Below are 26,124 nucleotides of genomic sequence, written 5' to 3' on the forward strand. Positions count from 1 at the left end.
TTCAAAGGATTTCGACGGCGGATCCTCCCACCGTCCAGGACTTCTGTTCTATGTTACAGCGTCGCTAGCCCCGGACCTGGCCTTCACCCTGCACGATCCACTTCGTGGTGGTCAACTCCGTGAGGCCCATGGGACCGCGGGCGTGCAGCTTCTGGGTGGAGATTCCCACCTCGGCACCCAGGCCAAGCTCGCCTCCATCGGTGAAACGCGTGGAAGCGTTCACGATGACCGCCGCAGAGTCGATGTCCGCAATGAACTTTTCGGCGTTCGCCAGGTTGTTCGTCAGGATGGCTTCCGTGTGGCCCGTGGACCATTTGCGGATGTGCGCGACTGCCTCATCCAGGTTGTCCACCATGGCGACGGCGAGGTCAAGGTCCATGTATTCCGTGGCCCAATCGACGTCGTCTGCGGGGACTGTTTCCACCGAACCGGACAGCGCCGCTTGAATCCGGGGGTCGGCATGAAGGGTGACTCCAGCAGACCGCAAGGCCGCAGCGACGGCGGGCAGCACCGTGGATTTCGAGTGCACCAGGAGAGTCTCCACGGTATTGCACACGCTGGGGCGCTGGGTCTTGGCGTTGAGCAGGATATCGACGGCCATCTCTTCGCTGGCGGATTCGTCGATGAAGATGTGCACATTGCCTTCGCCGGTCTCAATGACAGGCACGGAAGAGTTGTTCACCACGGTCTGAATCAGGTCCCGCCCACCTCGGGGAATCAGCACGTCCACCCGGCCACGGGCACGCATCAGGACATTGGCGCCCTCGCGGCCGAATTCGTCCACGCTCTGGACGGCGTCGGCCGGCAAGCCCACGGATTCCAGCGCGTCACGGAGGATGGTCACAAGGGCCGCGTTGGTGTGGGCGGCAGCCGATCCACCGCGCAGGATCACGGCATTGCCGCTCTTCAGGGCAAGTCCGGCGATGTCGACAGTGACATTGGGGCGGGCCTCGTAGATCGCTGCGACCACGCCCATCGGCACGTTGACCTGGCGCAAGCGCAGTCCGTTGGGGAGGGTCTGGCCCCGGACGACGTTGCCCACGGGATCCGGCAGGCCGGCCAGGTTCTCAAGCGCCGCCACAAGTCCGTCGATGCGCGCAGGAGTCAGCGTCAAACGGTCCAGCATGGCAGCGGAGGTTCCGTTGTTGCGGCCGGACTCGACATCCTTGGCGTTGGCGGCGACGATTGACGCTTGCTGTTCCCGGAGGGCTGCGCCGATGGCGTGCAACGCGCGGTCCTTCCAGGCACGGTTCGCCTGGGCCATGCGCCGCGCGGCCTGACGCGAACGGTCCGCAATGGAATGCACGGCCGCTTCCACCTGCTCGGGCGTGAGCGGCGCGGTTCCCAGCTCCGGGGTTTCCGGCACCTGGCCGGCATTGCCGGAAGCCAGGGTGTCAGTCATCACAGGAGAATCAGGGGTAAGGGCCTCAGTCATTCTCCAAGTTTAGTGGAGCGGGGCTGCTGAACCAGTACGAGGTCGTCAACATGAACAACTACGCGGTCATATCCGCGGCCAAGGTCCTTGGCGAGCTCCTTGGTCGAGCGGCCAAGCATGCGGGGAAGCTCTTCAGCGGAATAGTTCACCAGGCCCCGGGCAATCACGGCGCCTTCGGCGGAAACCATCTCCACGGGATCGCCGGGCTCGAAGTCTCCCTGCACCGACGATATTCCGGCGGGCAGCAACGAGGTGTGACGATCGCGGACGGCCCGGACGGCGCCGTCGTCGAGCACCAAACGGCCGCGGACCGAAGCGAGGTGGGCCAGCCACAGCAGGCGCACCGGCTTGCGGTTTCCGTTGATGGCGAACCACGTGCCCACGTCCGCGCCGGCCAGTGCCGCTGCGGCATTGGCCGTGGACGTGACGAGGGCGTGGATGCCGGAGCCTGCGGCGATCGACGCAGCCTCCACCTTGGTGGTCATGCCGCCGGTTCCGACGCCGGCTTGGCCGGCCTTGCCGATGGTCACGCCGTCGAGGTCGGCGGGACCGGTGACGAGTGGAATCCGCTTGGCGCCCAACGACGGCGGACCGTCATACAAGGCGTCGACGTCGGAAAGCAGGACCAGCGCGTCAGCCCGCACAAGGTGCGCCACCAAAGCGGCCAGGCGATCGTTGTCACCGAAGCGGATTTCGTGCGTAGCCACGGTGTCGTTTTCGTTCACGACGGGCACGACGCCGAGGTTCAGCAAGCGGTCCAGCGCCCGGTAGGCGTTGCTGTGCTGCGTGCGGCGCATCAAGTCATCCGCCGTCAACAGGACCTGGCTTACCGTGACCCCGTGTGCCGCAAACGCCTGCGAATAGCGCGCCATCAAAAGCCCTTGGCCCACACTGGCCGCAGCCTGCTGCGTGGCGAGGTCCTTGGGACGCTTGGCGAGGCCGAGCGGCGCGAGGCCCGCCGCGATGGCACCGGAAGAGACCAGGATGATCTCCGTCCCGGAATTGCGCTTCTCAGCGAGGGCGTGGACGAGGGCCGTCAGCGCTTTCTCCGAGATGCCGCCCTTGATGCTGGTCAGCGAGGACGAACCCACTTTGACGACGATCCGCTTGGCGCCGGCCAGGGCCTGGCGTTCTGCGGTGTCGTCGCCCGTAGCGGCTTCAACGATGCGGGCCGTGCTAGTCGTCATTTTCGGCTTCCAGGCCGCTTTCCTTCAGGGGCTTGGGCAGACGACGTCCGCTGACGGACTCGGTCCAGATGCCCGCCTTCCGCTCGGCTTCGAGCTCGGCCCGTGCGGCAGCCTTGGCCTCGCGGCGTTCGATCTGCTCGTCCCGCTTCTGCGAACGGGTGGGACGATCGCCGATGTCGGCAACACGGATGTCGGTGCCTCGAGGCGTCGCCAAGAGTTCGGCACCTGCCATCATGGTGGGCTCCCAGTCGAAGACGACGCCGTCCTCTTCGCCGATCACCACGGTGTCGCCCGGGACGGCACCCATCTTGAACAACTCGTTTTCGATGCCGAGCTTGGCCAGGCGATCGGCCAGGTAGCCGATGGCTTCCTCGTTGGTGAAGTCAGTCTGCTTGACCCAGCGGACCGGCTTCTCCCCCAATACCCGGAAGAGCGGCTCGAGGTTCTTTTCCTCGCGGCGGATCGTGAAGCCGGACTCGTTGACAGCACGGGGGCGGAGAACGGGCGCTGCGACCTTGGGAGGCGCAATGGCAACGGCCTTGCGGGCGGCCATGACGATCTCACCCATGGCGAAGCTCAATTGGCGCAAGCCTTCATGGCTCGTAGCGGAGACTTCGAAGACGCGGTAGCCCCGCTGTTCCAGTTCGGGACGGACGAACTCGGCCATGTCCCGACCGTCAGGCAGGTCCACTTTGTTGAGGACCACAAGCTTGGGGCGCTCGTTCAAAGGGACAACTTCGCCGTCAACGCCGGCGTAGCTCATGTCCACGGCGTACTTGTCCAGCTCTTGCTCGATGATCGCGAGATCGGAGAGCGGGTCCCTGTCCGCTTCCAAAGTTCCGCAGTCCAGCACGTGTACCAACGCCGCGCAACGCTCCACGTGGCGCAGGAAGTTGTGGCCGAGGCCCTTGCCCTCGCTCGCGCCTTCGATCAGCCCGGGAACGTCGGCGATGGTGAACCGGACGTCACCGGCCTGGACCACGCCAAGGTTGGGGATCAGGGTCGTGAACGGATAGTCGGCGATCTTGGGCCGAGCCGCCGACATCGCCGCGACGAGGCTCGACTTGCCTGCGGAGGGGAAGCCAACCAGTGCGATGTCCGCAATGGACTTCAGTTCCAGGACGATGTCGCTGGACTCGCCTTCGATACCGAGGAGGGCGAAACCGGGTGCCCTGCGCTTCTGGGAAGACAACGACGAGTTACCGAGGCCGCCCATGCCGCCTGCGGCGGCGACGAACTCGGTGCCTTCACCGACGAGGTCGGCGAGGACGACGCCGTCCTTGGTCTTGACCACGGTGCCGTCCGGGACCGGAAGCACAAGAGTTTCACCATTCTTGCCACCGCGCCAGTCGCCCATGCCGGGACCGCCGTTGGTCGCGTGGCGGTGCGGAGCGTGGTGGTAATCAAGCAAAGTGGTGGTCTGGGCATCGACGCGCAGGATGACGTCGCCGCCATTGCCGCCGTTGCCGCCGTCGGGTCCGCCGAGCGGCTTGAACTTCTCGCGCTTAACAGAGACACAGCCGTGGCCGCCTGTTCCGCCGGATACGTGAAGTACTACCCGGTCTACGAAGGTCGCCACGTGTTTCTCCTCTTTGTGGAAATTACTGCTTGAATGCGCGTTGCGGGCTCATGCGCCGCCGCCCGCCCTAGTAAATTCTAGTGCGGTTAAAAAGACGGGTGGAGCGGGCCATACGGCCCGCTCCACCCGTTCAGAACGTGTTATTACTCTGCAGCTGCAGCAGCAACGATGTTCACTACGCGACGGCCACGGCGAGTACCGAACTCAACCGCACCTGCCTGCAGGGCGAACAGGGTGTCGTCGCCACCGCGGCCGACACCGGCGCCCGGGTGGAAGTGGGTGCCGCGCTGGCGGACGATGATCTCGCCTGCGGAAACGACCTGGCCACCGAAGCGCTTCACGCCGAGGTACTGGGCGTTGGAGTCACGACCGTTGCGAGTGGAGCTCGCGCCTTTTTTATGTGCCATTTGAAATGCCTGCCTTTAAATTCTGGGGAATCTGTTGAAAACCTGAACAGCAACCAGTGGTTACTTGATACCGGTGATCTTGATCTTGGTCAGTTCTTGACGGTGACCCTGGCGCTTCTTGTAGCCGGTCTTGTTCTTGAACTTCTGGATGACGATCTTCGGACCACGGAGGTCTTCGAGGATCTCAGCCGTAACCTTGACCTTGGCCAGATCCGCAGCAGCGGAGGTGACCTTGTCACCGTCCACCAGGAGCAGTGCGGGCAGCTCAAGGGTGCTGCCGGCTCCACCGGGGACGCGGTTCAGGGTTACGTAGTCTCCAACGGAAACCTTTTCTTGGCGGCCGCCTGCGCGGACAATCGCGTACACCACTTGGGCACTCACTTCTCTCGACGTTTATTACTAAATTTGCGTGCGGAACCCCGATCCGAAAACGGGCCTGGTTCACGCTGTGCCTCAACGCCGTGGACTCCGTTACGGAATCCATGAGTCATCCCTCGAACAAATCCACGTGAAATGTCAATTCCACATGAAAGGTCTCTAGGGGCATAACCCAAGTGTTGGCGTAAGCACCGAAGATCTAGATTACGCTAGTTTCGCCTTCGGCTGCAAATGAGGCCAGGTCCGGAGGCTGCCACGTGATGGCTGCCACAGACTGGCTATGCCGCCATCCGGTACCGTGCCCGTCAACCTTACCCTGCCAGCCGGGAAAATCCCGGATCCTCACGCCGACACGCTGCGGCGTCCGACGGAATGGCCCCGCCATCCCGTCCTTCCGCACCAGGAAACCGGTTCAGCCGTGCAGCCTTGGGGCATCAAAGAACGCAGTTTCATAGCGGCAGGATTCGGAGAATGCCTCCATCATGGCCGTACGCTCGGCAGGAGAAGCGGCCCGTGCGGCGGCATCCGTGATGTCGATCGCCTGGCGGGTGGCCTCGGCGAACGCCTCGTCCGCGTAAGTACGCAGCCAGTCCGCATAAGGGTGCTCGTCCGACGCTCCGGCCTGAAGGTAGCCATGGTGGAGCTGCTGTCCCACCTCGGCGTACAACCAGTAGCAGGGCAGCACGGCAGCCAACAGCACGGCATAGCTGCCCGACGCCGACGCCGCGAGCAAGTGGTCCACGTAGGCCTTGGTGACGGGGCCTTGCTTTTCGCTTACCTGCCGTCCGCTGAGCCACTTCCGATGGAGCTCGGACTCGACTTCAAGGCACATCTGCGAGCCGCGGGCCCAGAACAGCTGTTCGTTTTCGCTGGGGGCAAGGGCGCTTGCCCTGGCCAGGACCCTCGAATAGCCGTTGAGATAGATGGCATCCTGGGACAGGTAGTAGCTGAACTGCGCTTCGCCGAGGCCACCGGTTTGCAAGTGCTGGATGAAGTCCAGGCCATAAATGGCCGCAAGTTCCGTTTGGGCGGCGTCCCACATCCGGACGGCGAAATCCCCTGGCTGCAGCTCTTGCTGGAGCACGTGGAAATGATGGATCGGCCCGTTGCCCTTCCCCACTTCCAGCACCTCGGACTGGGTCAGGGCCTCCTGTAGCCAAGGCTTGACCACGCGCAGTGCAGATTCCCAATCGCCGAGCCGCGCCTTGGCCGTCGCCATCGCCGACGACAGGGAACATCCCGTGCCGTGGCTGTTGCGGGTCTCCACACGTTGGGCGGCGAATTCCACCACGTCCTGGCTCAGGACTCCCCCGGTGTTGACCAGGGCATCGGGGCAGCCCGCTCCCTGCAGATGGCCGCCCTTCACCAGGACGGTGTTTCCGCAGGCAGCTGCCAGTCGCTTGCCCTGCTCCAGCGCCGATGCCCAGTCAGTCGCCTCAGCTTCGCCAAGCAGCATGGCCAATTCGGGAAGGTTGGGGGTCACCAAGTCGGCGAGGGGCAGCAGCTCCCGCAGTGCGGTTTCAGCGGATTCCGCGAGGAGCCGGTCTCCACTGGTGGCGATCATCACCGGATCCAGCACGACGACGGCGGGACGCGCCCCGCCGAGCCAGCGGCGGACTTCGTGGATGACCGCGGCGTCCCCGAGCATGCCGATTTTGACGGCATCGACCGTGATGTCGTCGCTGATGGCATCCAATTGCTGGCGCAGGAACTCCACGGGAGGCACATGGACGGCAGTGACTCCTTGCGTGTTTTGTACGGTGAGCGCCGTGATGACGGCCATGCCGTAGCCGCCGTTGGCCGCAATGCTCTTCAGGTCGGCTTGGATTCCGGCACCACCCGAGGGATCCGAGCCGGCGATGCTGAGGACCCTGGGGATATGGTTCTGGACAGCCTTGAGCGGGTAGACGGCCGATTGCGCCGAAACAGTCATGCGAGACATCCCTTCGCCGGTGCTAACCGGACAGGTTCAACGGGTTTGGTCTCAGCCGGCTTGGTGCGCGGCACCCCGTGTCAGTCCCCTAGCTTAACCCGGATCACACCCCGCCCGCTGAAATCGCCCAATGCAACCGGGGCGTGCGGGGGCCAGGTGAAACAGCCGGAAACGCAGAAGCCCCGGCCGTTTCCACGAGAGTGGAACGGCCGGGGCCCTGCAGGGTATTGCGCCTAGAGCTGGGACTTGGGCACGCCGACTCCGAGAATGATCGGTTCCGCTGCCGGCGCCGACTTGGCCGGTGCAGCGTCCGGTGCCTTGGCCTCGTGCGCTGCCCCGCCGGAGGCAGCCACAGCGACCTCGTGGTGCTCCACGTTGGTGGCGTTGGCGGCACCCTGGGCACGGCTGGCACTGCGGTTGCGGCGGCCTCGGCGTCCACGCGAGCCCGAGTCCGGGGATTCACCGCTTGCAACGCCCGCGCGGGCCTCTGCTGGGGATTCCTGGGCTTCCACGGCTGCCGGGACCGTACCGGGCGCCTCCCCGAGTCCCGCGAACGCCTGAGCCAACAGATCCAGGCTCATCGCAGGGGCGCCGCTCGCTGGCTCTTCCTCGTGGTGGACGAAGGGCAGGGCCACTTCCTCGCCGCCGAACCGCAGCACAGGCTTCGAACGTTCCTCGCCACCCGATGCAGCGGCAGGAGCCGGGGCGGCCGGTGTTGCGGGAGTTGCTTCGGCTACGTGCCCGTCCGCGAGCAATTCCGCCGCGTGGTGGAGCTCGTCGTCGTGCAGGTGGGCAGCGTGGGCCGCCGCCGCGATGGTGGCAAGGGCGGCGCGGGTGGCTGCCTGCCGGTTCGGATCAGTGGATTCGACCGTGTGGACCGGCACCGGAGGCGTGACCGGGAGTTCGGCAGTTCCCTGGCCCGCGCCCCTGCCGCGGCGGCGCTTGCGCTGCTCCGGGCGGACGGCCGGCTGTGACTCAGTGCGTGGGTGGTGGTGTTCAGCTGCCACCACGTTGGCCCGACGGTGCTCGACAGGCTCGTCGTGCGTGACGATTCCGCGCCCTGCGCATGTCTCGCACTGCTCGCCGAAGACCTCGAGCAGCCCGGTGCCCATGCGCTTGCGGGTCATCTGGACCAAGCCAAGCGACGTCACTTCGGCGACCTGGTGCTTGGTGCGGTCCCGGCCGAGGCACTCGACGAGGCGACGCAATACGAGGTCGCGGTTGGATTCAAGGACCATGTCGATGAAGTCGATGACGATGATTCCGCCGATGTCGCGCAAGCGCAGCTGGCGCACCACTTCCTCGGCAGCCTCAAGGTTGTTCTTGGTGACGGTTTCCTCGAGGTTGCCACCGCTGCCGGTGAACTTCCCGGTGTTGACGTCCACAACGGTCATGGCCTCGGTGCGGTCGATCACGAGCGAACCGCCGGAGGGCAGGAAGACCTTGCGTTCCAGCGCCTTGTGGATCTGTTCGTCTACGCGCCATGCCGAGAAAATGTTCTGGTCCGAGGTCCACTTCTCAAGGCGTCCCACCAGATCCGGCGCCACGTACGTGACATAGGCCTCGATGGTGTCCCAGGCTTCGTCGCCGGAGACGATCAGCTTGGAGAAGTCCTCGTTGAAGACGTCGCGGACAACCTTGATGGTGAGGTCCGGTTCGCCGTACAGGAGCTCCGGGGCCAGGATCTTGGTGGACGTGGACTGGCTTTCGATGCCTTCCCACTGGGCCCGCAAGCGGTTGATATCGTGCGTCAGCTCTTCTTCGGATGCACCCTCGGCGGCCGTGCGGACAATGACGCCCGCGTTCTCCGGGAGCCGATCCTTGAGGATCTTCTTCAGGCGGTTGCGCTCGACGTCGGGCAGCTTGCGGGAAATTCCCGTCATTGACCCGCCCGGCACGTACACGAGGTAGCGGCCGGGAAGCGAAATCTGGCTCGTCAGGCGCGCGCCCTTGTGGCCCACGGGGTCCTTGGTCACCTGGACCAGCACGGAATCGCCTGATTTCAGCGCGTTTTCAATGCGGCGCGGTTTGCCTTCCAGGGTGACGGCATCCCAGTTGACTTCGCCGGCGTAGAGCACTGCGTTGCGGCCGCGTCCGATATCGACGAATGCCGCTTCCATCGACGGCAGCACGTTCTGGACCTTGCCCAGGTAGACGTTGCCGATGAGGGAGTCCTGCTGTGTCTTCGACACGAAGTGCTCCGCGAGCACGCCGTCTTCGAGGACACCAATCTGGATCCTGTCGTCGCGCTGGCGAACGATCATCTGGCGGTCGACGGACTCACGGCGGGCCAGGAATTCGGCCTCGGTGATGACCTGGCGGCGGCGGCCGGTCTCGCGGGACTCGCGGCGGCGCTGCTTCTTGGCTTCAAGGCGGGTGGAGCCCTTGACGCTCGTGACGCGGTCCGAGCTGCTGGTGGACTCAACATGCGGGCGCGGAGCGCGGACACGGGTGACCGTGTTGGGGGGATCGTCGTCTCCCCCACCTGTCAGTTCCAGGTCCTGATCGCCACGGCGCCGGCGCCGGCGACGGCGGGAAGTCACGCCTTCTTCGAGGACATCCTCGGTACCGGCTTCTGCCTCGTCCTCGGATTCCGCGGCGGTTTCTTCTCCCGCGGCTTCATCACGCTCGGTGCCCCGGCGTCCACGACGGCCCCGGCTGCGACGCCGACGGCGGCTTCCGGATTCGTCCAGTTCGTTGTCCTCGGAGACTTCCTCGGCCTCGGCCCGCGGTTCTTCTTCGACGACGGCCGGACGGGCGACTGCGCTCAAGTCCGGCGCCTGGAAGATCATGGACGTAACGGAGCCGGGTTCCAGGAACAGCGAAGCGATCGGACTTGCGGATTCCGCCTCGACGGCCGGCTCCCCAGCGGTTTCCTCACTTGCTTCCTCGGGCACAACCTCCGCAACCGGAGCTTCGACCACTGCTTCTTCGGCAACGGGCTCGGTGCTCTTGGCTTTCGTGGTACGACGACGGCGGGCCGGCTTTTCCGGGGCGGCTTCGGCCTCTGCGGCTACTTCAGGTACGACGACGGCAGCATCCGGTGCCTCGCCGCCACCGGTGGAAGCGTCTTCGGCGAAACCAGGCAACGGTTCCGGAGTTTCGACCTTCTTGCGAGACCTGCTGCGCCGGACAGGGGCCTTGGGCTCAACGGTGTCCGCCGACTCGGCGAGCGGCTCAACGGTGGCTGCGGCAGCTCCGGCGTCGGGGGTTGCGTCCGCAGCGAGCGGCTCAACGGTGGCGGCAGCTCCGACGTCGGGGGTTGCGTCCGCAGGGAGCGTCTTCGGTGCCGCCTTGCGGCGGGTGCGGGTGACCTTCTTGGGTGCTTCAGTGGTCTCGGCGGACGCCGCATCTTCGGCGGCGGCTACAACTTGCTCATTATCCATATGTGGCAACACTCCTGCCCTTGCGCAACCGCCACATCCGGTGCCCAGAGGGGCAATATTGTCAAAACCCGCAGGCGTTGACAGAAGTCAGTAGTGTTCTTTCCGGTTCGCACCAGCAGGGGGGTGCGGCATCCACGGAAAGCCAGCTTCGCTCCAAACCCGTTGTTCTAAAAACACAACCAGGTGCCGTCCATTGCCACTGCGGCGCTTCCGGGGATCAATGGATCCTGGGCATGCCCTGCATATGACTGGCGGTCTTGGGAACAAGATACCGGACCGGATTCCGCATGTGGATCGGCTTCCGGCCATGTTCATTCTCTCACACGCCCGCACTCCCGGCAGGAAGCACGCCCTGAAACCTTCCGTGCCGTCGCCCTCGCTGGACGCGTCCTCCAGCCGGCGCGGCTAGAATCCTCCCAAGAGCACTCCCCGGTTCCGCGCCGGGCCTCCCAGAAAAGGACAGCCAACCATGCCGAGCCCCGCCAGCCCGAACCTGGCCAACAACGATGCCCGATCCCTCCGGCAGGAGAACGCGAAAACCCCTGCAGGGAAGAACGCCGCGGACTCCGCATTTCCGCGCATGGTCCGCGACCGCCACTTTGCGTGGCTATTGCTCGCCACCGGCGCCATCGCGTGGCTTGCATCCGGGGCGCTCGTGCTGGAAAAGCTGCAGGTCCTCATCGACCCGAACCACGTAACGGCCTGCGACCTCAATCCGTGGGTATCGTGCGGCAGCGTCATGAAGACACCGCAGAGTTCGGTTTTCGGTTTCCCCAATATGTTCATCGGCATTGTCGCCTTCGCCGTGATCATCACCACGGCCATGGCAATCTTTGCGGGGGCCAAGTTCGCCCGCTGGTACTGGATCGGACTCCAGACCGGCGTCACACTGGGCTTCATCTTCATCGTCTGGCTATGGTCCCAGGCACTGTATGTCATTCACATCCTGTGCCCGTTCTGCATGGTGGTGTGGGCATGCATGATCCCGCTCTTCGTCTTCGTGACCATCAGGAACGTGGCGCACGGGGTCATTCCAGCGCCGGCAGGCCTGGCGAAGATCCTGGCCGAATCCGGTTGGATCATTTCCGCGCTGCTCTACGTTGCCGTGATCGCGAGCATTTTCTTTTCCTTCATCAATGTCTTCATCGGCACTTCGGGTTACTGAGCACTTATCCCTTAACTAACGCGGGGTCACTTACGGCCCATTCCGGACCTCCGGATGGACCGTAAGTGACCCCGCGTTGTTCGTTGGCGTGGTGGGAATCTACGCGCCGAACCAGATCTTGATCTCGCGCTCGGCGGAATCCACCGAATCGGAACCGTGGACCAGGTTCTGCTGCACAGCCAGGCCCCAGTCACGGCCGAAGTCGCCACGGATGGTGCCGGGCGCCGCCGTCGTCGGGTCCGTGGTTCCCGCAAGGGAACGGAAGCCTTCGATCACGCGGTGACCCTCGAAGATGGCGGCGACAACCGGGCCGCTGAGCATGAATTCGACCAGCGGCTCGTAGAACGGCTTGCCCAGGTGCTCTTCGTAGTGCTGCTCCAGCAGATCGCGGGTGGCGTTGACCTTCTTCAATTCGACCAGGGAGTATCCCTTGGACTCGACGCGGGCGAGGATGCTGCCGCTCAAGTTGCGGGCGACGCCGTCGGGCTTGATCAGTACAAGGGTGCGCTCAATGCTCACGGTTGCTCCAATGTTGGATGTGTGGGTTTCCCAGCCAGTTTACGGGGTTTCGCTCAGGCTGATTGCCCGGCGGAGTCTTCCCCGTGCGAAGCGTCCCATTCGGCTTGCTCACGATCACGCTGGGCATTCTCGCGGTCGATCCTCATCCCGGCACGGATGCCGTACCACCAGCAGGCGGCGAAGAGGACTCCCACCACGAACATCGTGGGCTCGACGAAGCCGGAGAGAATCAAGACCAGCTGCATTACCCAGCCGACGCCGATGCCCCACGGCCTGCTGAGCACGGCACAGGCCAGGATCAGCACGACGCTCAGGGTGATGCCGAAGCCCAGCACCAGCGCCGGCTCTCCACGCTTCAGTCCGAAGACAGCCAAGGTGGCGAAGAACGCGACGAAGGCCTCCAAAAGCAGCACGGTCGAAGCGAACATCACCTTGGTGGAGCGGCGCTTCTTGGGCATCCCGGGCCGCCATTCGCGCTGGGCTTTGGTGAGTTTGGCCATGCTCAGGAACCTACCTTCCCGAGGAGCATGCGGGCTTCCGCCACCACGGTGATGGAACCCGTGACGAGCACGCCGCCGGCCAAATCATCATTGGCTTCGGCACGCTCCACGGCCCACTCGATCGCGTCATCCAGCTTCTCGGCAATGTGGACGTTGTCCGCTCCGAAGCCAAGGTCGACGGCGAGATCGGCCAGCTGCGCGGCCGGGATCGCCCGCGGCGAGCTGGACTGCGTGAAACAGAACTCTTCTGCCAGTCCGCCCAGGGATTCCTTGAGCTGCCGCAGGATTTCTTCCGCGTCCTTTTCCTTCAGGACCCCGAGAACCACCACGAGTTTGCTGAAGCTGAAGGCCTCTTCGATTGCCTCGGCAGAGACGCGGATGCCCTCAGGGTTGTGGGCGGCATCCACGATGATCGTAGGAGCGGTGCGCACCACCTCAAGACGGCCGGGCGACGTGACGTTTCCGAAAGCCTCGCGCAGGACGTCGCCGTCGAGTTCCTTCTCGCCTCCGCCGAAGAAGGCCTCCAGTGCCGCGACGGCGACTGCCGCGTTCTCGGCCTGGTGGGCGCCGTGCAACGGCAGCAGCAGGTCCTCATAGCGGCCTGCGAGCCCCTGGATGGTGAGCACTTGGCCTCCGACGGCGACGCTACGGGACTCGACCCCGAACTCGACACCTTCGAAGCGGAACGGCACCCCCACCTCGCGCGCCTTCTCCAGGAGCACCTGGGCGGCGTCCACGGGCTGGGCCGCGCTGATCAGGAAGCCGCCGGGCTTGATGATTCCGGCCTTCTCGTGGGCGATGTCCTCGGTGGTGTCGCCGAGGAGATCCGTGTGGTCGAGCGAAATCGGCGTCACCACGGAAACCTGTCCGTCGCCCACATTCGTGGCATCGGTGATGCCGCCCAGGCCCACCTCGATGACAGCGACATTGACGGGCTGGTCCGCGAAGACCGCGAAGCCCAGGATGGTCAGGCACTCGAAGTACGTGAGCCTGGGCTGCCCGTCGGCCTCGAGTTCCTTGTCCACGATTTCGAGGTACGGACGGATCTCGTCCCAGATCCGGACAAAGGTCTCGTCCGAAACCGGCTCGCCGTCGATGCTGATGCGCTCGGTGACCTTGGACAGGTGCGGACTCGTGTAGCGGCCCGTGCTCAAGCCGTGGGCACGAAGCCCCGCCTCGATCATGCGGGCGGTGGACGTCTTGCCATTGGTGCCCGTGATGTGGATGATCGGGAACGCCTTGTTGGGCTCCCCCAGTACATCCATGGCCCGGTACAGGGGCGCCAGGCGCGGCTCCATTTTGTTTTCCGGGGCGCGGCCGAGGAGTTCGGCGTAGACGCTTTCTACGGAGAATTCGTCGCTCATGTACTAGGCCTCGATCTTGGTAACGGTGATCTGCGGCTCGGCGGCGTCGCCGGAGACGACGGGGTCGAGCTTGAGGGACAGGGTTTCGGTCTTGACCAGCTCTTCATTGGCGCGCAAGGCATCAACGACGTCGTGGACGGCCAGGACCGTGGTGTGGATGCGGTCGCTGACATTAAGTCCTGCGTCCTTGCGGGCCTGCTGGATGGCGCGGACCATGTCCCGTGCCAGCCCTTCGGCAGCCAATTCCGGAGTCACCTCGGTGTTCAGGACCACGAAGCCACCCCCCGGAAGGACAGCGACGGCCGCGGAGGAACCGTCAGCGGATTCCGCGACGACGGTCTCGAGCGTGTACTCCTGCGGTTCAAGCTCGAGGCCTCCTGCCGTGACCACTCCTGCATCGGAAACAGACCAGTCGCCGGACTTGGAACCCTTGATGGCCTGCTGGACGTTCTTGCCCAGCCGCGGACCTGCCGCGCGGGCATTGACCACGAGTTTTTGCTCGATACCGAATTCCTCCGGCGACGCTGTAGCCGCGTCGAGGAGGCGGACGGACCGCAGGTTCAGTTCATCCGCGACGACGGCGGCGAACCCTTCCAGCGCATCGGCACCGGGTGCCACCACCGTGAGTTCCTGCAGCGGCAGGCGAACGCGAAGGTTGGCGGCCTTGCGCAGGCTGGAACCGGTGGAGCAGATCTGCTGGACCCGGTCCATGGCCTCGACGAGTTCCGGGTTTGCCGGGAACAACGAGGCCTCGGGCCAGTCAGCCAGATGCACGGAACGCCCTCCGGTCAGGCCACGCCAGATCTCCTCGGAAACCAGGGGAAGCAACGATGCCGAGACACGGCAGACGGCCTCGAGTGCCGTGTAGAGGGCGTCGAAGGCGTCGGTGTTCTCGTCGAAGAAGCGCTGCCGGCTGCGGCGCACGTACCAGTTGGTGAGCATGTCCAAGTAGCTGCGCAGTTCATCGCAAGCCCCGGAAATGTCGTATGCGTCCAGGCTGGAGGTGAGGTTGCGGACGAGGTCGCCGGTGTTTGCCAGCAAGTACTGGTCCATTGTGTCCGTGTAGCCGTCGTAGCGCAGCTTGGCGTCATAGCCGGCGGCTGTCCCATCCACTGCGTGGGAAGCGTTCGTGTACAGCGTGAAGAAGCTGTAGACATTCCACAGCGGCAGGATGACTTGGCGGACGCCGTCGCGGATTCCCTGTTCGGTGACCACGAGGTTGCCGCCACGCAGGATGGGACTGGACATCAGGAACCAGCGCATGGCGTCGGAGCCGTCGCGGTCCAGGACCTCGGAAACGTCCGGATAGTTGCGCAGGCTCTTGGACATCTTCTGTCCGTCGGAGCCCAGCACGATGCCGTGGCTGATCACATTGCGGAAGGCCGGCCGGTCGAAGAGCGCCGTGGACAGGATGTGCAGCATGTAGAACCAGCCGCGGGTCTGCCCGATGTACTCGACGATGAAGTCGGCAGGGTTGTGGGTCTCGAACCATTCCTCGTTGTGGAACGGATAGTGCACCTGGCCGTAGGGCATGGAACCCGAGTCGAACCAGACGTCCAGGACGTCCTCCACCCGGCGCATAGTGGACTGGCCCTCGTCAGGAGAGCGCGGGTCGTCAGGGTTGGGCCGGGTCAGTTCGTCGATGAACGGGCGGTGCAGGTCAACCTGGCCGTCGTTGTTCACCGGCAGGCGGCCGAAATCGGCCTCCATCTCGGCGAGGGAGCCGTAAACGTCCGTGCGCGGGTACTCGGGGTCATCGGACTGCCACACCGGGATGGGCGAGCCCCAGTAGCGGTTGCGGCTGATGGACCAGTCACGGGCGTTGGCCAGCCACTTGCCGAACTGTCCGTCCTTGACGTTGCCGGGGATCCAGTTGATCTCCTGGTTCAGTTCGGACATCCGGTCCTTGAACTTGGTGACCTCCACATACCAGGAGGACACGGCGCGGTAGATCAAGGGGTTGCGGCAGCGCCAGCAATGCGGGTAGCTGTGCTCGTAGCTGGCCTGGCGAACCAAACGCCCGCCGGAACGCAGTGCCTGCGTGATCGGCTTGTTGGCATCGAACACCTGCAAGCCGGAGATTTCGGCGAGGGGTCCGTGTGCGAACAGGTGGAGGAACTTGGCGCCTTCGTCGACGGAAAGGACCACGGGGATACCGGCGTCCTCACAGACTTTCTGGTCGTCTTCACCGTAGGCCGGGGCCTGGTGGACGATGCCCGTACCGTCGGTGGTGGTGACGTAGTCCGCCACGAGGAAACGCCAGCCGTTCTGGGTGCCGTATTTCTCGGTGTCGGAGAAGTAGTCCCACAGCGGCTCGTATTCCAGGCCGGCCAACTCGGTGCCCGTGTAACTGGCCGTGACGGCAGAAAGTGCGGCGGCGCCGTCGTCGTATCCCAGGTCCTTCGCGTAGCTGCCGAGCAGATCGGCGGCCAGCAGGAAGCTGCCCGTCACCGGAGCCTCCGCGGAGGCGGCCTTGATCCCGTTGGGACCGGCAGGAACCACCGCGTAAGAGATGTTCGGCCCGACGGCGAGCGCCAGGTTGGTGGGCAGGGTCCAGGGGGTCGTGGTCCACGCGAGCGCCTGCACGCCGGCCAGGGACTTGGAGAGCTCGGTCTCCCCTGCCTTGATGGGGAAGGTCACCGTGACGGTCTGGTCCTGGCGGTTCTTGTAGACGTCGTCATCCATGCGCAGCTCATGGTTGGACAGCGGCGTCTCGTCCTTCCAGCAGTACGGCAGGACGCGGTACCCGTTGTAGGTGAGGCCCTTCTCGTGGAGCTGCTTGAAGGCCCACAGGACAGACTCCATGTACTCGACGTTGAGGGTCTTGTAGTCGTTGTCGAAGTCCACCCAGCGTGCCTGCCGCGTGACGTAGCTCTTCCATTCGTCCGCGTATTTCATGACGGAGGCACGGCAGGCGTCGTTGAACTTGTCGATGCCCATCGCTTCGATCTGGGTCTTGTCCGTCATGCCCAGTTGCTTCATTGCTTCGAGTTCAGCGGGCAGGCCGTGGGTATCCCAACCGAAGCGCCGTTCCACGCGCTTGCCGCGCTGGGTCTGGTAGCGGCCCACCAGGTCCTTGGCGTAGCCGGTCAGGAGGTGGCCGTAGTGGGGCAGCCCGTTGGCGAAAGGAGGACCGTCGTAGAAGACGAACTCGTTGCTGCCAGGATGCCCGCCGGGCAGATCGGCGCTGCGGTTGTCGATGCTGGCTTGAAAGGTGCCGTCTTCATCCCAGTACTTGAGGATGCGCACTTCGATCTCCGGGAACTTCACGGAGGCGGACACCCCTCGTGAGGTGCCGGACGGAGTTGTGGAGGCCTTGGGGTAATACGTCATCTCTTCATCCTGGGTTGAGCCGGTGAACACAAAGTTTCATTCAGGATGCGAGGACGGCGCCAGCTGCGTTGTTTCCAACATCGCCGGTACCGCGGTACCACCTCACTTACCGCCGCTGGTGCTGCCCCCTGTGAAGGGGAGCCGTTCCGGCGTCGGCCGCTCATTGCTGCTGTGACGGGCTTACCCGTCCGGTTCTACTGGCTCCCGTGGTGGCGGGGGTGTTCTTCCGGAAGCTCACCGGTGATGTCCGGGTCAAAGCTTGTGCCACAAGTCTAACGGCAGCGGCGCCGCGAGCTCCACTTGGGTGAAACGCGCGACGCCTCGACCTTAGCCCTTGCGGATCAACTTGTGGGTAGCTGCCTGCGCCACCGGTCGGACGATGATCTCGTCGAGGTTGATGTGATGCGGAACTGAGACCGCGTACTTGACGACGTCGGCGACGTCCTCGGGCGTGAGCGGCTTCTCGACCCCGGCGTACACCTTCGCCGCCGCAGTGGCATCGCCGAGGCGATTGAGCGCGAATTCCTCTGTGTGGACCAGGCCAGGTGCCACCTCGATCACGCGGATGTTGTTCTCGGCCTCTTCAAGGCGCAGGGCACCGGTCATGGCGTGCTGGGCGAACTTGGCCGCGTTGTACCCGCCGCCGCCCTCGTAGGCCGTGAATCCCGCAGTAGACGTCAGGTTCAGGACAGTGCCCTCTCCGTTGGCCCGCAGCATCGGGAGGAAGGCCCGGGTCAACTTCAGGGTGCCGAGCACGTTGACTTGGTACATCCAGTCCCAGTCTTCGGTCTGCGCATTGGCCAGGGTGTCAGCGCCCCGTGCGCCGCCCGCGATGTTGATGAGCGTGTCCGCTCCCCCTGCCTCGGTGACGGCGGAGAGCAAGGCCGCGACGTCGTCGTCGTTGGTGATGTCCGCGGCGAACGGCACAGCGCCACTCTCGGCGCCGAGTGCCTCGAGCCGCTCCGCACGGCGGGCGACAGCGAATACCTTCCATCCATCGGCGGCCAGGGCCCGCACTGTGGCCTCGCCGATTCCGGTGCTCGCGCCGGTCACCACTGCGGTCTTTGTCTGTACTTCCTCAGTCATGGCACCACCCTAACGCGGTTCACCCGGAGAAACCGCACGGCCCAGGATGTGGGCGATCGACGGCGACAGCGGGCCCGCAGAGAAGCCGAAACGCTCATGATGCACCACCTGGAAGCCAGCGGTGCCGATCGCTTCAAGGGTGTTGCGGTTGGGATGGCAGCCTCCGGCCATATGCTGCCAGGCCGGAGCGAGCACGTCTTCGACTGCCGCGATAAACCGCTTGTCCGAGCGCACGTGCTCGTAGAACGCCAAGGTTCCGCCGGGACCCAGCACCCGGCGGATTTCCGCCAACGCCGCCGCCTGGTCGGCGACGCTGCAGAGGACAAGACTGACGACGACGGCGTCCGCCCCGCCGTCGTCCGCCGGAATGTTTTCGGCGGTTCCAGGAACAACCGTGACCGGCACCGGAGCGGCCTGCGCCTTGGCTCCGGCAAGCTCCCTGAGGTAGTCATCAGGTTCAACCGCGAGGACGCTTTCCACAGTGGCTGGGTACAGGCCGAACGACGAGCCCTCGCCGGCGCCGACCTCGATGACGCGGCCACGCAGCCCGGCGAGCAAGGTCCGCCGGTGCTCTGTCCCTCCGCGGAGGTTTATCGCCGGAACGGCCCGGGCATAGGCCCGCGCAAACCGCGGATGCTGCGGCGTCATGCCGCCGCCCCGGCACCCAGCAGGAACTCCAGCAGAACGCGGGCGTGGTTCACTTCGGGATCCCTGGCGCCATAGAGCAGCGTCACGCGCTTTTTCCCGGCAGCCAACCCCAGCAACTGCTCCACGGCGGAATTCTGTTCCAGCTCGGCGAGGTATGCACGGCGGAAGTCCCCGAATCGCTCCTGCATATGAGCAAACTCGGTGCGCAGCGGCGGCGAGGGCGCTATTTCCTTGAGCCAGAGATCCAGGTGGGCCCGTTCTTTGGATACCCCTCGCGGCCAGAGCCGGTCCACCAGAACCCGGCAGCCGTCGTCGTCGCTTGCTTCGTCATAGATGCGCTTGATGGCCAAAACATCCTTGAGTTCCGTCATGGCCCGCATGCTACGGCACGTCCGCGTGCCACGGAACAAAGGGCGCCATGAAACAATTGGCCCATGGCTGAATCAACGCAGGGTACAGACACGCCCGCCACCGCCCCCATCAACGTTCCCGACAAGCCGGCCCTTGAAGGCCTCGAGGCTGCCCTGACGCGGCGCTGGCTGGACGAAGGAACCTACAAGTTCAACCCGGACACCACCCGGGAGCAGGTCTACTCGATCGACACTCCCCCGCCCACCGCATCCGGTTCGCTCCACGTGGGCCACATGTTCTCGTTCACGCAGACGGATGTCCAGGCCCGCTACATGCGCATGACCGGCAAGAACGTCTTCTACCCGATGGGCTGGGACGACAACGGGCTCCCCACTGAGCGCCGCGTGCAGAACTACTACGGCGTCCGCTGCGATCCCGCCATCCCCTACAACGCCGGCTACCGGCCGCCGGCACAGCCGGCGAAGAACCAGCGCGATTTCGACGTCGTCTCGCGCCGGAACTTCATCGAGCTCTGCGAGGAACTCGCCGTCGAGGACGAGAAGGTCTTCGAGAACCTGTTCCAGACCCTCGGCCTGTCCGTTGACTGGGACCTCACGTACCGCACGATCGACGACACCTCCCGTGCGGTGTCCCAGCGCGCCTTCATCGCCAACCTGAACGCCGGCGATGCCTACATGGCCGAGGCCCCCACCCTGTGGGACGTGACGTTCCGTACCGCCGTCGCCCAGGCCGAACTGGAGGACCGGGACGTTGCCGGCGCGTACTACCGCTACCCCTTCTTCACCGCCGACGGCGAGAAGATCTACATCGAGACAACGCGTCCTGAACTGCTCGCCGCGTGCGCGGCGTTGGTGGCAAACCCCGACGACGAGCGCTACCAGCCGCTGTTCGGCAAGACCGTCAGGTCCCCCCTGTTCGACGTCGAGCTCGAGGTCAAAGCCCACCCGCTCGCCAAGGCGGACAAGGGCTCCGGCATCGCCATGGTCTGTACCTTCGGCGACCTGACCGACGTCACCTGGTGGCGCGAGCTGCAGTTGCCCACCCGTGCCATCATGGGCCGCGACGGACGCATCATCGCGGAAACCCCTGAGTGGATCACCACCGACGCCGGCAAGGAAGCCTACGCGGCGATTGCCGGCAAGACCGCGTTCTCCGCCAAGGAAACAGTGGTGGAGCTGCTCATTGCCGCAGATCTGCTGGATGGCGAACCCAAGAAGATCACGCACCCCGTGAACTTCTTCGAGAAGGGCGACAAGCCCCTTGAGGTTGTCACGTCGCGCCAGTGGTACATCCGCAATGGCGGGCGTGACGAGGACCGCCGCGAACGGTTGATCGCGCGCGGACACGAGATCGAGTTCCACCCGTCCTTCATGCGTTCCCGCTACGAGAACTGGATCTCCGGGCTCAACGGCGATTGGCTCGTTTCGCGCCAGCGCTTCTTCGGTGTGCCGATTCCCGTCTGGTACCCGCTGGATGCGCAGGGCAACCCGGACTACGAAAACCCGATCCTGCCGTCCGACGAATCCTTGCCCGTAGACCCCGCGGCGGACGCGGCACCCGGCTTCGACGAGTCCCAGCGCGAGCAGCCCAACGGCTTCATCGGCGACGCCGATGTCCTGGACACCTGGGCCACGTCGTCGCTGACTCCGCAGATCGTGGGCGGCTGGAGCCGTGACGAGGAACTATTCAGCAAGGTCTACCCCTTTGACCTCCGCCCCCAGGGCCACGACATCATCCGCACCTGGCTCTTCTCCTCGGCTGTCCGGGCAGATGCCCTGCAGGACAGCGCTCCCTGGAAGCACGCAGCCATCTCGGGCTGGATTCTGGACCCGGACCGCAAGAAGATGTCCAAGTCCAAGGGCAACGTGGTTGTTCCCACCGACGTCCTGAACGAATTCGGCTCGGACGCCGTCCGTTACTGGGCCGCCTCGGCCAAGCTCGGTGCGGACACGGCGTACGAGATCGCCCAGATGAAGATCGGCCGCCGCCTGGCCATCAAGTTGCTCAACGCCTCCAAGTTCGTGTTGAACCTGGGCGCCACGGAGAACTCGGTGGTCGGCTCGGACCTGTCCGTCCTGAGCAACCCCCTGGACCGTGCACTTTTGGCGCAGCTGGCCGACGTCGTGGCCCAGTCCACCAAGGCGTTCGACAACTACGACTACGCCCGCGCGCTGCAGATCACGGAATCGTTCTTCTGGCAGTTCACGGACGACTACGTGGAGCTCATCAAGGACCGTGCCTACGGTGCGGCCGGCGAGGCTGAGCAGGCCTCCGTGCTTGCTGCCCTCGCCACCGCACTGGATGCGCTATTGCGCCTCTTCGCGCCGTTCCTCCCCTTCGCCACCGAAGAGGTCTGGAGCTGGTGGCGCACGGGTTCAGTCCACCGCGCGCCATGGCCGGCAGCCGTGGAAATCGTCGACGGCGACACCACGATGCTGGGCACCGTCGGCATCGCGCTGAGCGGCATCCGCAAGGCCAAGTCCGAAGCCAAAGTCAAGCAGCGCACCGAGGTTCTCTCCGCCACCATCAGCGCAACCGAGTCGTTCGTTGCACAACTGGAAGCCGGACTGGGAGACCTGAAGGCCGCGGCCAACGCACAAGAGATCTCACTGGTTGCAGGGGACGGCGAACTCACGGTGAGCGACGTTGTCCTGGCACCTGCCGAGGAGCCCGCGCAAGCGTAGTCCGTAAGGTGCCCGGGCGTTCCCGGGCAAAGGGGAAGCCCCATCAGCGTTTAGCCGTTGGTGGGGCTTCGACTCTTCGGCTGCCTGGTGACGTCTTGGCAGTCTGGCGGAATCCTCGGACTTTCAGGTCTTCCTACCTCGTCACTGGTAGCTTGCATCCAACTTTGCCGAAGGCTGCGTCAGATACATATCACTGAATCTCTGGTTTCCGTGTCCCTCTTCTTTCGAAGTGGGTAAGTTCTATTCTTGACCTGCTCCCCAGCAAGCACAAGCCCTCTTCAGGAACTACTGGTATGTAATTCGGGGCTTCGTGGCGGGCGTCCGGGGTTCTGGGCATGGTTGCTTTGTGGCACAGTGTTGCTATGCCAGAACTTCCCGAAGTGGCCGGGTTGACTGCCTTCCTGGGCAGGAATCTTCTCGGTGCCGAACTGACGAAGATTCAGATCACTTCCTTTGCCGTGCTGAAGACGGCCGATCCCCCATACTCAGCCCTGGAGGGTCGCAAGATCGTCGGGGTGGAACGCTTCGGCAAGTTCGTCAGTCTCAACGCCGACGGCATCCATTTCATCTTCCATCTCGCCAAAGCCGGGTGGCTGCGCTACACGGAACAGCCATCGCAAGCCCAGCTACGGATGGGCGGCAGCAATATCGCCGCGAGGCTCGGCTTCACCAAGAGCGACGGCTCGACGCCCGTCGGTGTTGACCTGACGGAGGCGGGAACGAAGAAGAGCCTGGCCATCTACGTGGTCCTCGACCCCTTGGACGTTCCCGGGATCGCGACGCTAGGCCCGGACCCGCTCGGCCCCGAATTCACCGAAGAAACACTGGCCGGAATCCTTGCCGCAAGTCCGCACCAGATCAAGGGGCTCCTCCGTAGCCAAAGTGTCATTGCGGGCATCGGCAATGCCTACAGTGACGAAATCCTTCACGCCGCGAAGATTTCACCGTTCGCGATCGCCAAGTCGCTGGACCACGACGCAACTCATGTCCTCTATGAGTCCATCGAAAGCATCCTGGGCGCGGCCGTCACCGCCGCAGTGGGGAAAGCCTCCAGCGAACTCAAGGACACGAAGCGCAGCACCATGCGGGTCCACGGCAGGGCAGGGCAGCCCTGCCCAGTGTGTGGAACCACGATCCGCGAGGTGTCCTTTGCCGACACGGCTTTACAGTACTGCCCTGTCTGCCAAACGAACGGAAAAATCCTCGCGGACCGCAGAACCTCGCGATTCCTGAAGTAGCCTGTGCCTCAAAGGACGGCCGAGGGTACTTCAATTCAGAAGCGTTGACTTCCCGCTAGTTGAATTCGGGGCTTTCCGTGCGGCTTCGCTTCAACTCGAAGAAGTGCGGGTAGCCGGCCAGGGTGACGGTGGCGTCCCAGATCAGGCCGGCTTCCTCGCCACGGGGAATACGGGTGAGGACCGGGCCGAAGAAGGCCGTGCCGTTGACGGCGACCACCGGCGTGCCGACGTCCTGGCCCACCAGGGAGATTCCCGCTTCGTGGCTGGCACGCAACTGGACATCGTATTCCTCGGAATCGGCAAAGCGGGCCAACTCGGCGGGCAAGCCGGTTTCAGCCAGTGCCTTGGAGATGACCTCGGCGAAATCCTTGACGCCTTCGTGGTGGATGAGTAAGCCCATCGCGTCGTACAACGGCTTGATGTACTCATCGCCGTGCAGCTCGCGGGCAGCAATGATGACGCGGACCGGTCCCCAGCCCAGCTTCATCTTCTCGGTGTATTCAGCAGGCAGCTCGCGGCCTTCATTGAGGACGGAGAGACTCATGACGTTCCAGTTGGTCTCGATGCCACGGACGTCTTCGACTTCGCCGATCCAGCGGGAGGTCACCCAGGCAAAAGGGCACATGGGATCGAACCAGAAATCAACCTTGTTGGCGGTCTGCTCGGGCACAGGGAACTCCTTGGGTAGGAAGAAAGGGACGCGGCTACCGGACGAACGGGTGTCCGGCACCAACCATGCAAACCCCAGGCTAGGCCGACTTATTCCGACGCTTCGCAACGACCTCGTGCGCGATCATGGTGGGCTGGCCCTTCTTGGCCACGGCGTCGGCGGTAATAACAACGCTCGCGATGTCGTCCCTGCTGGGCAGGTCGAACATGACCGGGAGCAGCACTTCCTCCATGATGGCGCGCAGGCCTCGGGCTCCGGTGCCGCGTTCCAAGGCTTGGTCCGCAATCGAGTCAAGGGCGTCATCGTCGAACAACAGCTCCACGCCGTCCAGCTGGAACATCTTCTGGTACTGCTTGATCAGGGCGTTCTTGGGCTTGGAGAGAATCTGGATGAGCGCGGAACGGTCGAGGTTGGACACGGTGGTGATCACGGGCAGGCGCCCGATGAATTCAGGAATGAGCCCGAACTTGAGCAGATCCTCCGGCATCACCTCGCCGTAGCTGTCCGCGTTGTCCTTGACCTCGTTGAGCGGGGCCCCGAAACCAATGCCTTTGCGGCCCGAGCGGGAGCCGATGATGTCCTCGAGCCCGGCGAACGCACCGGCCACAATGAACAGCACGTTGGTGGTATCGATCTGGATGAATTCCTGATGCGGGTGTTTGCGTCCGCCCTGCGGCGGAACAGAAGCCACGGTGCCTTCGAGGATCTTCAGGAGCGCCTGCTGGACGCCTTCGCCGGAGACATCGCGCGTGATGGACGGGTTCTCGCTCTTGCGCGAAATCTTGTCGATCTCGTCGATGTAGATAATGCCCTGTTCGGCCTTCTTGACGTCATAGTCCGCGGCCTGGATGAGCTTCAGCAGGATGTTCTCGACGTCTTCGCCGACATATCCGGCCTCAGTCAGGGCCGTGGCATCGGCGACCGCGAAGGGGACGTTAAGACGGCGGGCCAGGGTTTGCGCCAAGTAGGTCTTGCCGCACCCGGTGGGGCCAATCAGCAGGATGTTGGATTTGGCGATCTCCACGTCTTCCTGGTGTCCGCCTTCACCAAGGCCGGTCTTGGGCGCGTGGCCCGCCTGGATGCGCTTGTAGTGGTTGTACACCGCGACGGCGAGGGAGCGCTTCGCGGGTTCCTGGCCGATCACGTACTCCTGGAGGAAATCGAAGATCTCCCTCGGCTTGGGCAACTCGAAGCTGCCAAGATCCGATACTTCCGCGAGTTCCTCTTCGATGATCTCGTTGCAGAGTTCGATGCACTCGTCGCAGATGTACACGCCGGGCCCGGCAATCAGCTTCCGCACCTGCTTCTGGCTCTTTCCGCAGAAAGAACACTTCAGCAGATCCGTGCTCTCGCCAATCCGAGCCATGTGGGAATCCCTTCGTTTCATGCGGGTGGTGCAGCCCCGTACCTATCTGCCAAGAACGGAAGATCGCAGCGGGGGCGCCACCATGACAACTTCCACTGTAGGTCACAATGGGCTGCTTGGGTTGAAACAGAACGCCGATGCGGCCCATATTTCCTGAACCGCACCGGCGTCGAGTTTTAGCCAGCTACCTGGCGATCGCCTGGGGCTTGATCTTGCGGGAATCGAGCACCTGGTCGATCAATCCATAGTCCATCGCCTCAGCGGCGGTGAGGATCTTGTCGCGCTCGATGTCATTGTTGACCTGCTCCGAGGTCCGGCCCGAGTGGTGGGCCAGCGTGTCCTCGAGCCACGTGCGCATGCGCATCACTTCGGCCGCCTGGATCTCAAGGTCCGAAGCCTGTCCACCCTGGCCGCCCGACAGGGCCGGCTGGTGGATCAGGACGCGGGCGTTCGGCAACGCGAGGCGCTTACCGGGAGTGCCGGCTGCGAGCAGCACTGCTGCGGCGCTGGCGGCCTGACCCAGGCACACGGTCTGGATCTCGGGACGGATGTACTGCATGGTGTCGTAGATAGCCGTCATGGCCGTGAACGAACCGCCCGGGGAGTTGATGTACAACGTGATGTCGCGGTCCGGGTCCGTGGACTCGAGAACGAGCAGCTGGGCCATGATGTCGTCAGCCGAAGCGTCGTCAACCTGGACACCGAGGAAGATGATGCGGTCCTCGAAGAGCTTCGTGTACGGGTCCTGGCGCTTGAAGCCGTAGGGCGTGCGCTCCTCGAACTGCGGGAGGACGTAACGGCTGGACGGGAGATTACCGGCAGACCATCCAAAGTTGTAGTTCATTTTATTGCTCCTGATCTGAAAGTTTCTTGG

20 protein-coding genes and 1 riboswitch are annotated in these 26,124 nt (G+C 64.2%); of the genes, 3 read left to right on the forward strand and 17 right to left on the reverse strand.

Features of this window, described 5'->3' with window-relative positions:
- Window positions 1-64 precede the first annotated feature (64 nt).
- From OIT41_RS12090 to OIT41_RS12120, 7 genes are all read right to left on the reverse strand, one after another.
- Entirely contained in the window at window positions 65-1,435 is a 1,371-nt protein-coding gene (locus tag OIT41_RS12090) for a glutamate-5-semialdehyde dehydrogenase (protein WP_241709877.1), read from the reverse strand.
- Window positions 1,432-2,622, reverse strand: coding sequence for a glutamate 5-kinase (proB, locus tag OIT41_RS12095; protein ID WP_241709876.1), 1,191 nt, complete (start codon window positions 2,620-2,622; stop codon window positions 1,432-1,434). The genes OIT41_RS12090 and proB overlap by 4 nt, the downstream gene beginning before the upstream one ends.
- Window positions 2,612-4,201 carry a GTPase ObgE gene (gene obgE / locus OIT41_RS12100; RefSeq protein WP_241709875.1) on the reverse strand — a complete coding sequence of 530 codons (1,590 nt, stop codon included), beginning with the start codon at window positions 4,199-4,201 and terminating at the stop codon, window positions 2,612-2,614. Before obgE ends, proB begins: the two co-directional genes overlap by 11 nt.
- A gap of 143 nt (window positions 4,202-4,344) precedes the next feature.
- Entirely contained in the window at window positions 4,345-4,608 is a 264-nt protein-coding gene (rpmA, locus tag OIT41_RS12105) for a 50S ribosomal protein L27 (protein WP_003803426.1), read from the reverse strand.
- 60 nt (window positions 4,609-4,668) lie between these two features.
- Complete coding sequence (gene rplU / locus OIT41_RS12110) at window positions 4,669-4,977, reverse strand: 50S ribosomal protein L21 (RefSeq protein WP_028267456.1); 309 nt, start codon at window positions 4,975-4,977, stop codon at window positions 4,669-4,671.
- A gap of 421 nt (window positions 4,978-5,398) precedes the next feature.
- Window positions 5,399-6,919, reverse strand: a complete 1,521-nt coding sequence (thiD, locus tag OIT41_RS12115; protein WP_264636510.1) for a bifunctional hydroxymethylpyrimidine kinase/phosphomethylpyrimidine kinase — start codon at window positions 6,917-6,919, stop codon at window positions 5,399-5,401.
- Window positions 6,911-7,007, reverse strand: a riboswitch (TPP riboswitch). Its footprint overlaps the gene before it by 9 nt.
- Before the next feature lie 145 nt (window positions 7,008-7,152).
- Window positions 7,153-10,305: an Rne/Rng family ribonuclease gene (locus OIT41_RS12120; RefSeq protein ID WP_264636511.1), complete on the reverse strand. Its 3,153-nt coding sequence runs from the start codon at window positions 10,303-10,305 to the stop codon at window positions 7,153-7,155.
- A gap of 469 nt (window positions 10,306-10,774) precedes the next feature.
- On the opposite strand from OIT41_RS12120, the gene OIT41_RS12125 reads away from it, so the two are divergent.
- A complete protein-coding gene (locus OIT41_RS12125) occupies window positions 10,775-11,470 on the forward strand; it encodes a vitamin K epoxide reductase family protein (RefSeq protein WP_264636513.1) in 696 nt (231 codons plus the stop codon).
- A gap of 99 nt (window positions 11,471-11,569) precedes the next feature.
- Here the strand turns inward: OIT41_RS12125 and ndk are convergent, their stop codons facing one another.
- The 7 genes from ndk to OIT41_RS12160 all read right to left on the reverse strand — a co-directional run bounded on the left by ndk (window position 11,570) and on the right by OIT41_RS12160 (window position 19,291).
- Window positions 11,570-11,989, reverse strand: a complete 420-nt coding sequence (gene ndk, locus OIT41_RS12130) for a nucleoside-diphosphate kinase (RefSeq protein ID WP_078108680.1) — start codon at window positions 11,987-11,989, stop codon at window positions 11,570-11,572.
- 53 nt (window positions 11,990-12,042) lie between these two features.
- On the reverse strand, window positions 12,043-12,489 hold the full coding sequence (locus OIT41_RS12135) for a DUF4233 domain-containing protein (RefSeq protein ID WP_264636514.1): 447 nt from the start codon (window positions 12,487-12,489) through the stop codon (window positions 12,043-12,045).
- Window positions 12,490-12,491: 2 nt separating this feature from the next.
- Window positions 12,492-13,853 carry a bifunctional folylpolyglutamate synthase/dihydrofolate synthase gene (locus tag OIT41_RS12140; protein ID WP_241709870.1) on the reverse strand — a complete coding sequence of 454 codons (1,362 nt, stop codon included), beginning with the start codon at window positions 13,851-13,853 and terminating at the stop codon, window positions 12,492-12,494.
- Between the two features lie 3 nt (window positions 13,854-13,856).
- The gene (gene ileS, locus OIT41_RS12145) at window positions 13,857-17,186 is read right to left on the reverse strand and encodes an isoleucine--tRNA ligase (protein ID WP_264636515.1); all 3,330 of its coding nucleotides are present in this window, start codon (window positions 17,184-17,186) and stop codon (window positions 13,857-13,859) included.
- A gap of 327 nt (window positions 17,187-17,513) precedes the next feature.
- A complete protein-coding gene (locus OIT41_RS12150; RefSeq protein ID WP_241709868.1) occupies window positions 17,514-18,272 on the reverse strand; it encodes an SDR family oxidoreductase in 759 nt (252 codons plus the stop codon).
- 9 nt (window positions 18,273-18,281) lie between these two features.
- The gene (locus OIT41_RS12155) at window positions 18,282-18,920 is read right to left on the reverse strand and encodes a class I SAM-dependent methyltransferase (protein ID WP_264636516.1); all 639 of its coding nucleotides are present in this window, start codon (window positions 18,918-18,920) and stop codon (window positions 18,282-18,284) included.
- Entirely contained in the window at window positions 18,917-19,291 is a 375-nt protein-coding gene (locus OIT41_RS12160) for a DUF488 domain-containing protein (protein WP_264636517.1), read from the reverse strand. Before OIT41_RS12160 ends, OIT41_RS12155 begins: the two co-directional genes overlap by 4 nt.
- Before the next feature lie 63 nt (window positions 19,292-19,354).
- On the opposite strand from OIT41_RS12160, the gene valS reads away from it, so the two are divergent.
- Complete coding sequence (gene valS / locus OIT41_RS12165; RefSeq protein WP_264636518.1) at window positions 19,355-21,976, forward strand: valine--tRNA ligase; 2,622 nt, start codon at window positions 19,355-19,357, stop codon at window positions 21,974-21,976.
- 362 nt (window positions 21,977-22,338) lie between these two features.
- Window positions 22,339-23,214, forward strand: a complete 876-nt coding sequence (locus tag OIT41_RS12170) for an Fpg/Nei family DNA glycosylase (protein ID WP_264636519.1) — start codon at window positions 22,339-22,341, stop codon at window positions 23,212-23,214.
- A gap of 55 nt (window positions 23,215-23,269) precedes the next feature.
- Here OIT41_RS12170 and OIT41_RS12175 read toward each other — a convergent pair whose 3' ends face one another.
- The 3 genes from OIT41_RS12175 to OIT41_RS12185 all read right to left on the reverse strand — a co-directional run bounded on the left by OIT41_RS12175 (window position 23,270) and on the right by OIT41_RS12185 (window position 26,094).
- The gene (locus tag OIT41_RS12175; RefSeq protein WP_241709886.1) at window positions 23,270-23,839 is read right to left on the reverse strand and encodes a disulfide bond formation protein DsbA; all 570 of its coding nucleotides are present in this window, start codon (window positions 23,837-23,839) and stop codon (window positions 23,270-23,272) included.
- Window positions 23,840-23,963: 124 nt separating this feature from the next.
- Window positions 23,964-25,250: an ATP-dependent Clp protease ATP-binding subunit ClpX gene (gene clpX / locus OIT41_RS12180; RefSeq protein WP_241709863.1), complete on the reverse strand. Its 1,287-nt coding sequence runs from the start codon at window positions 25,248-25,250 to the stop codon at window positions 23,964-23,966.
- A 184-nt stretch (window positions 25,251-25,434) separates the two neighbouring features.
- Window positions 25,435-26,094 carry an ATP-dependent Clp protease proteolytic subunit gene (locus OIT41_RS12185; RefSeq protein ID WP_078108671.1) on the reverse strand — a complete coding sequence of 220 codons (660 nt, stop codon included), beginning with the start codon at window positions 26,092-26,094 and terminating at the stop codon, window positions 25,435-25,437.
- Between the last annotated feature and the right edge of the window lie 30 nt (window positions 26,095-26,124).

This window comes from Arthrobacter sp. YA7-1 (genome assembly GCF_025960325.1).
GTDB lineage: Bacteria > Actinomycetota > Actinomycetes > Actinomycetales > Micrococcaceae > Arthrobacter > Arthrobacter bambusae_A.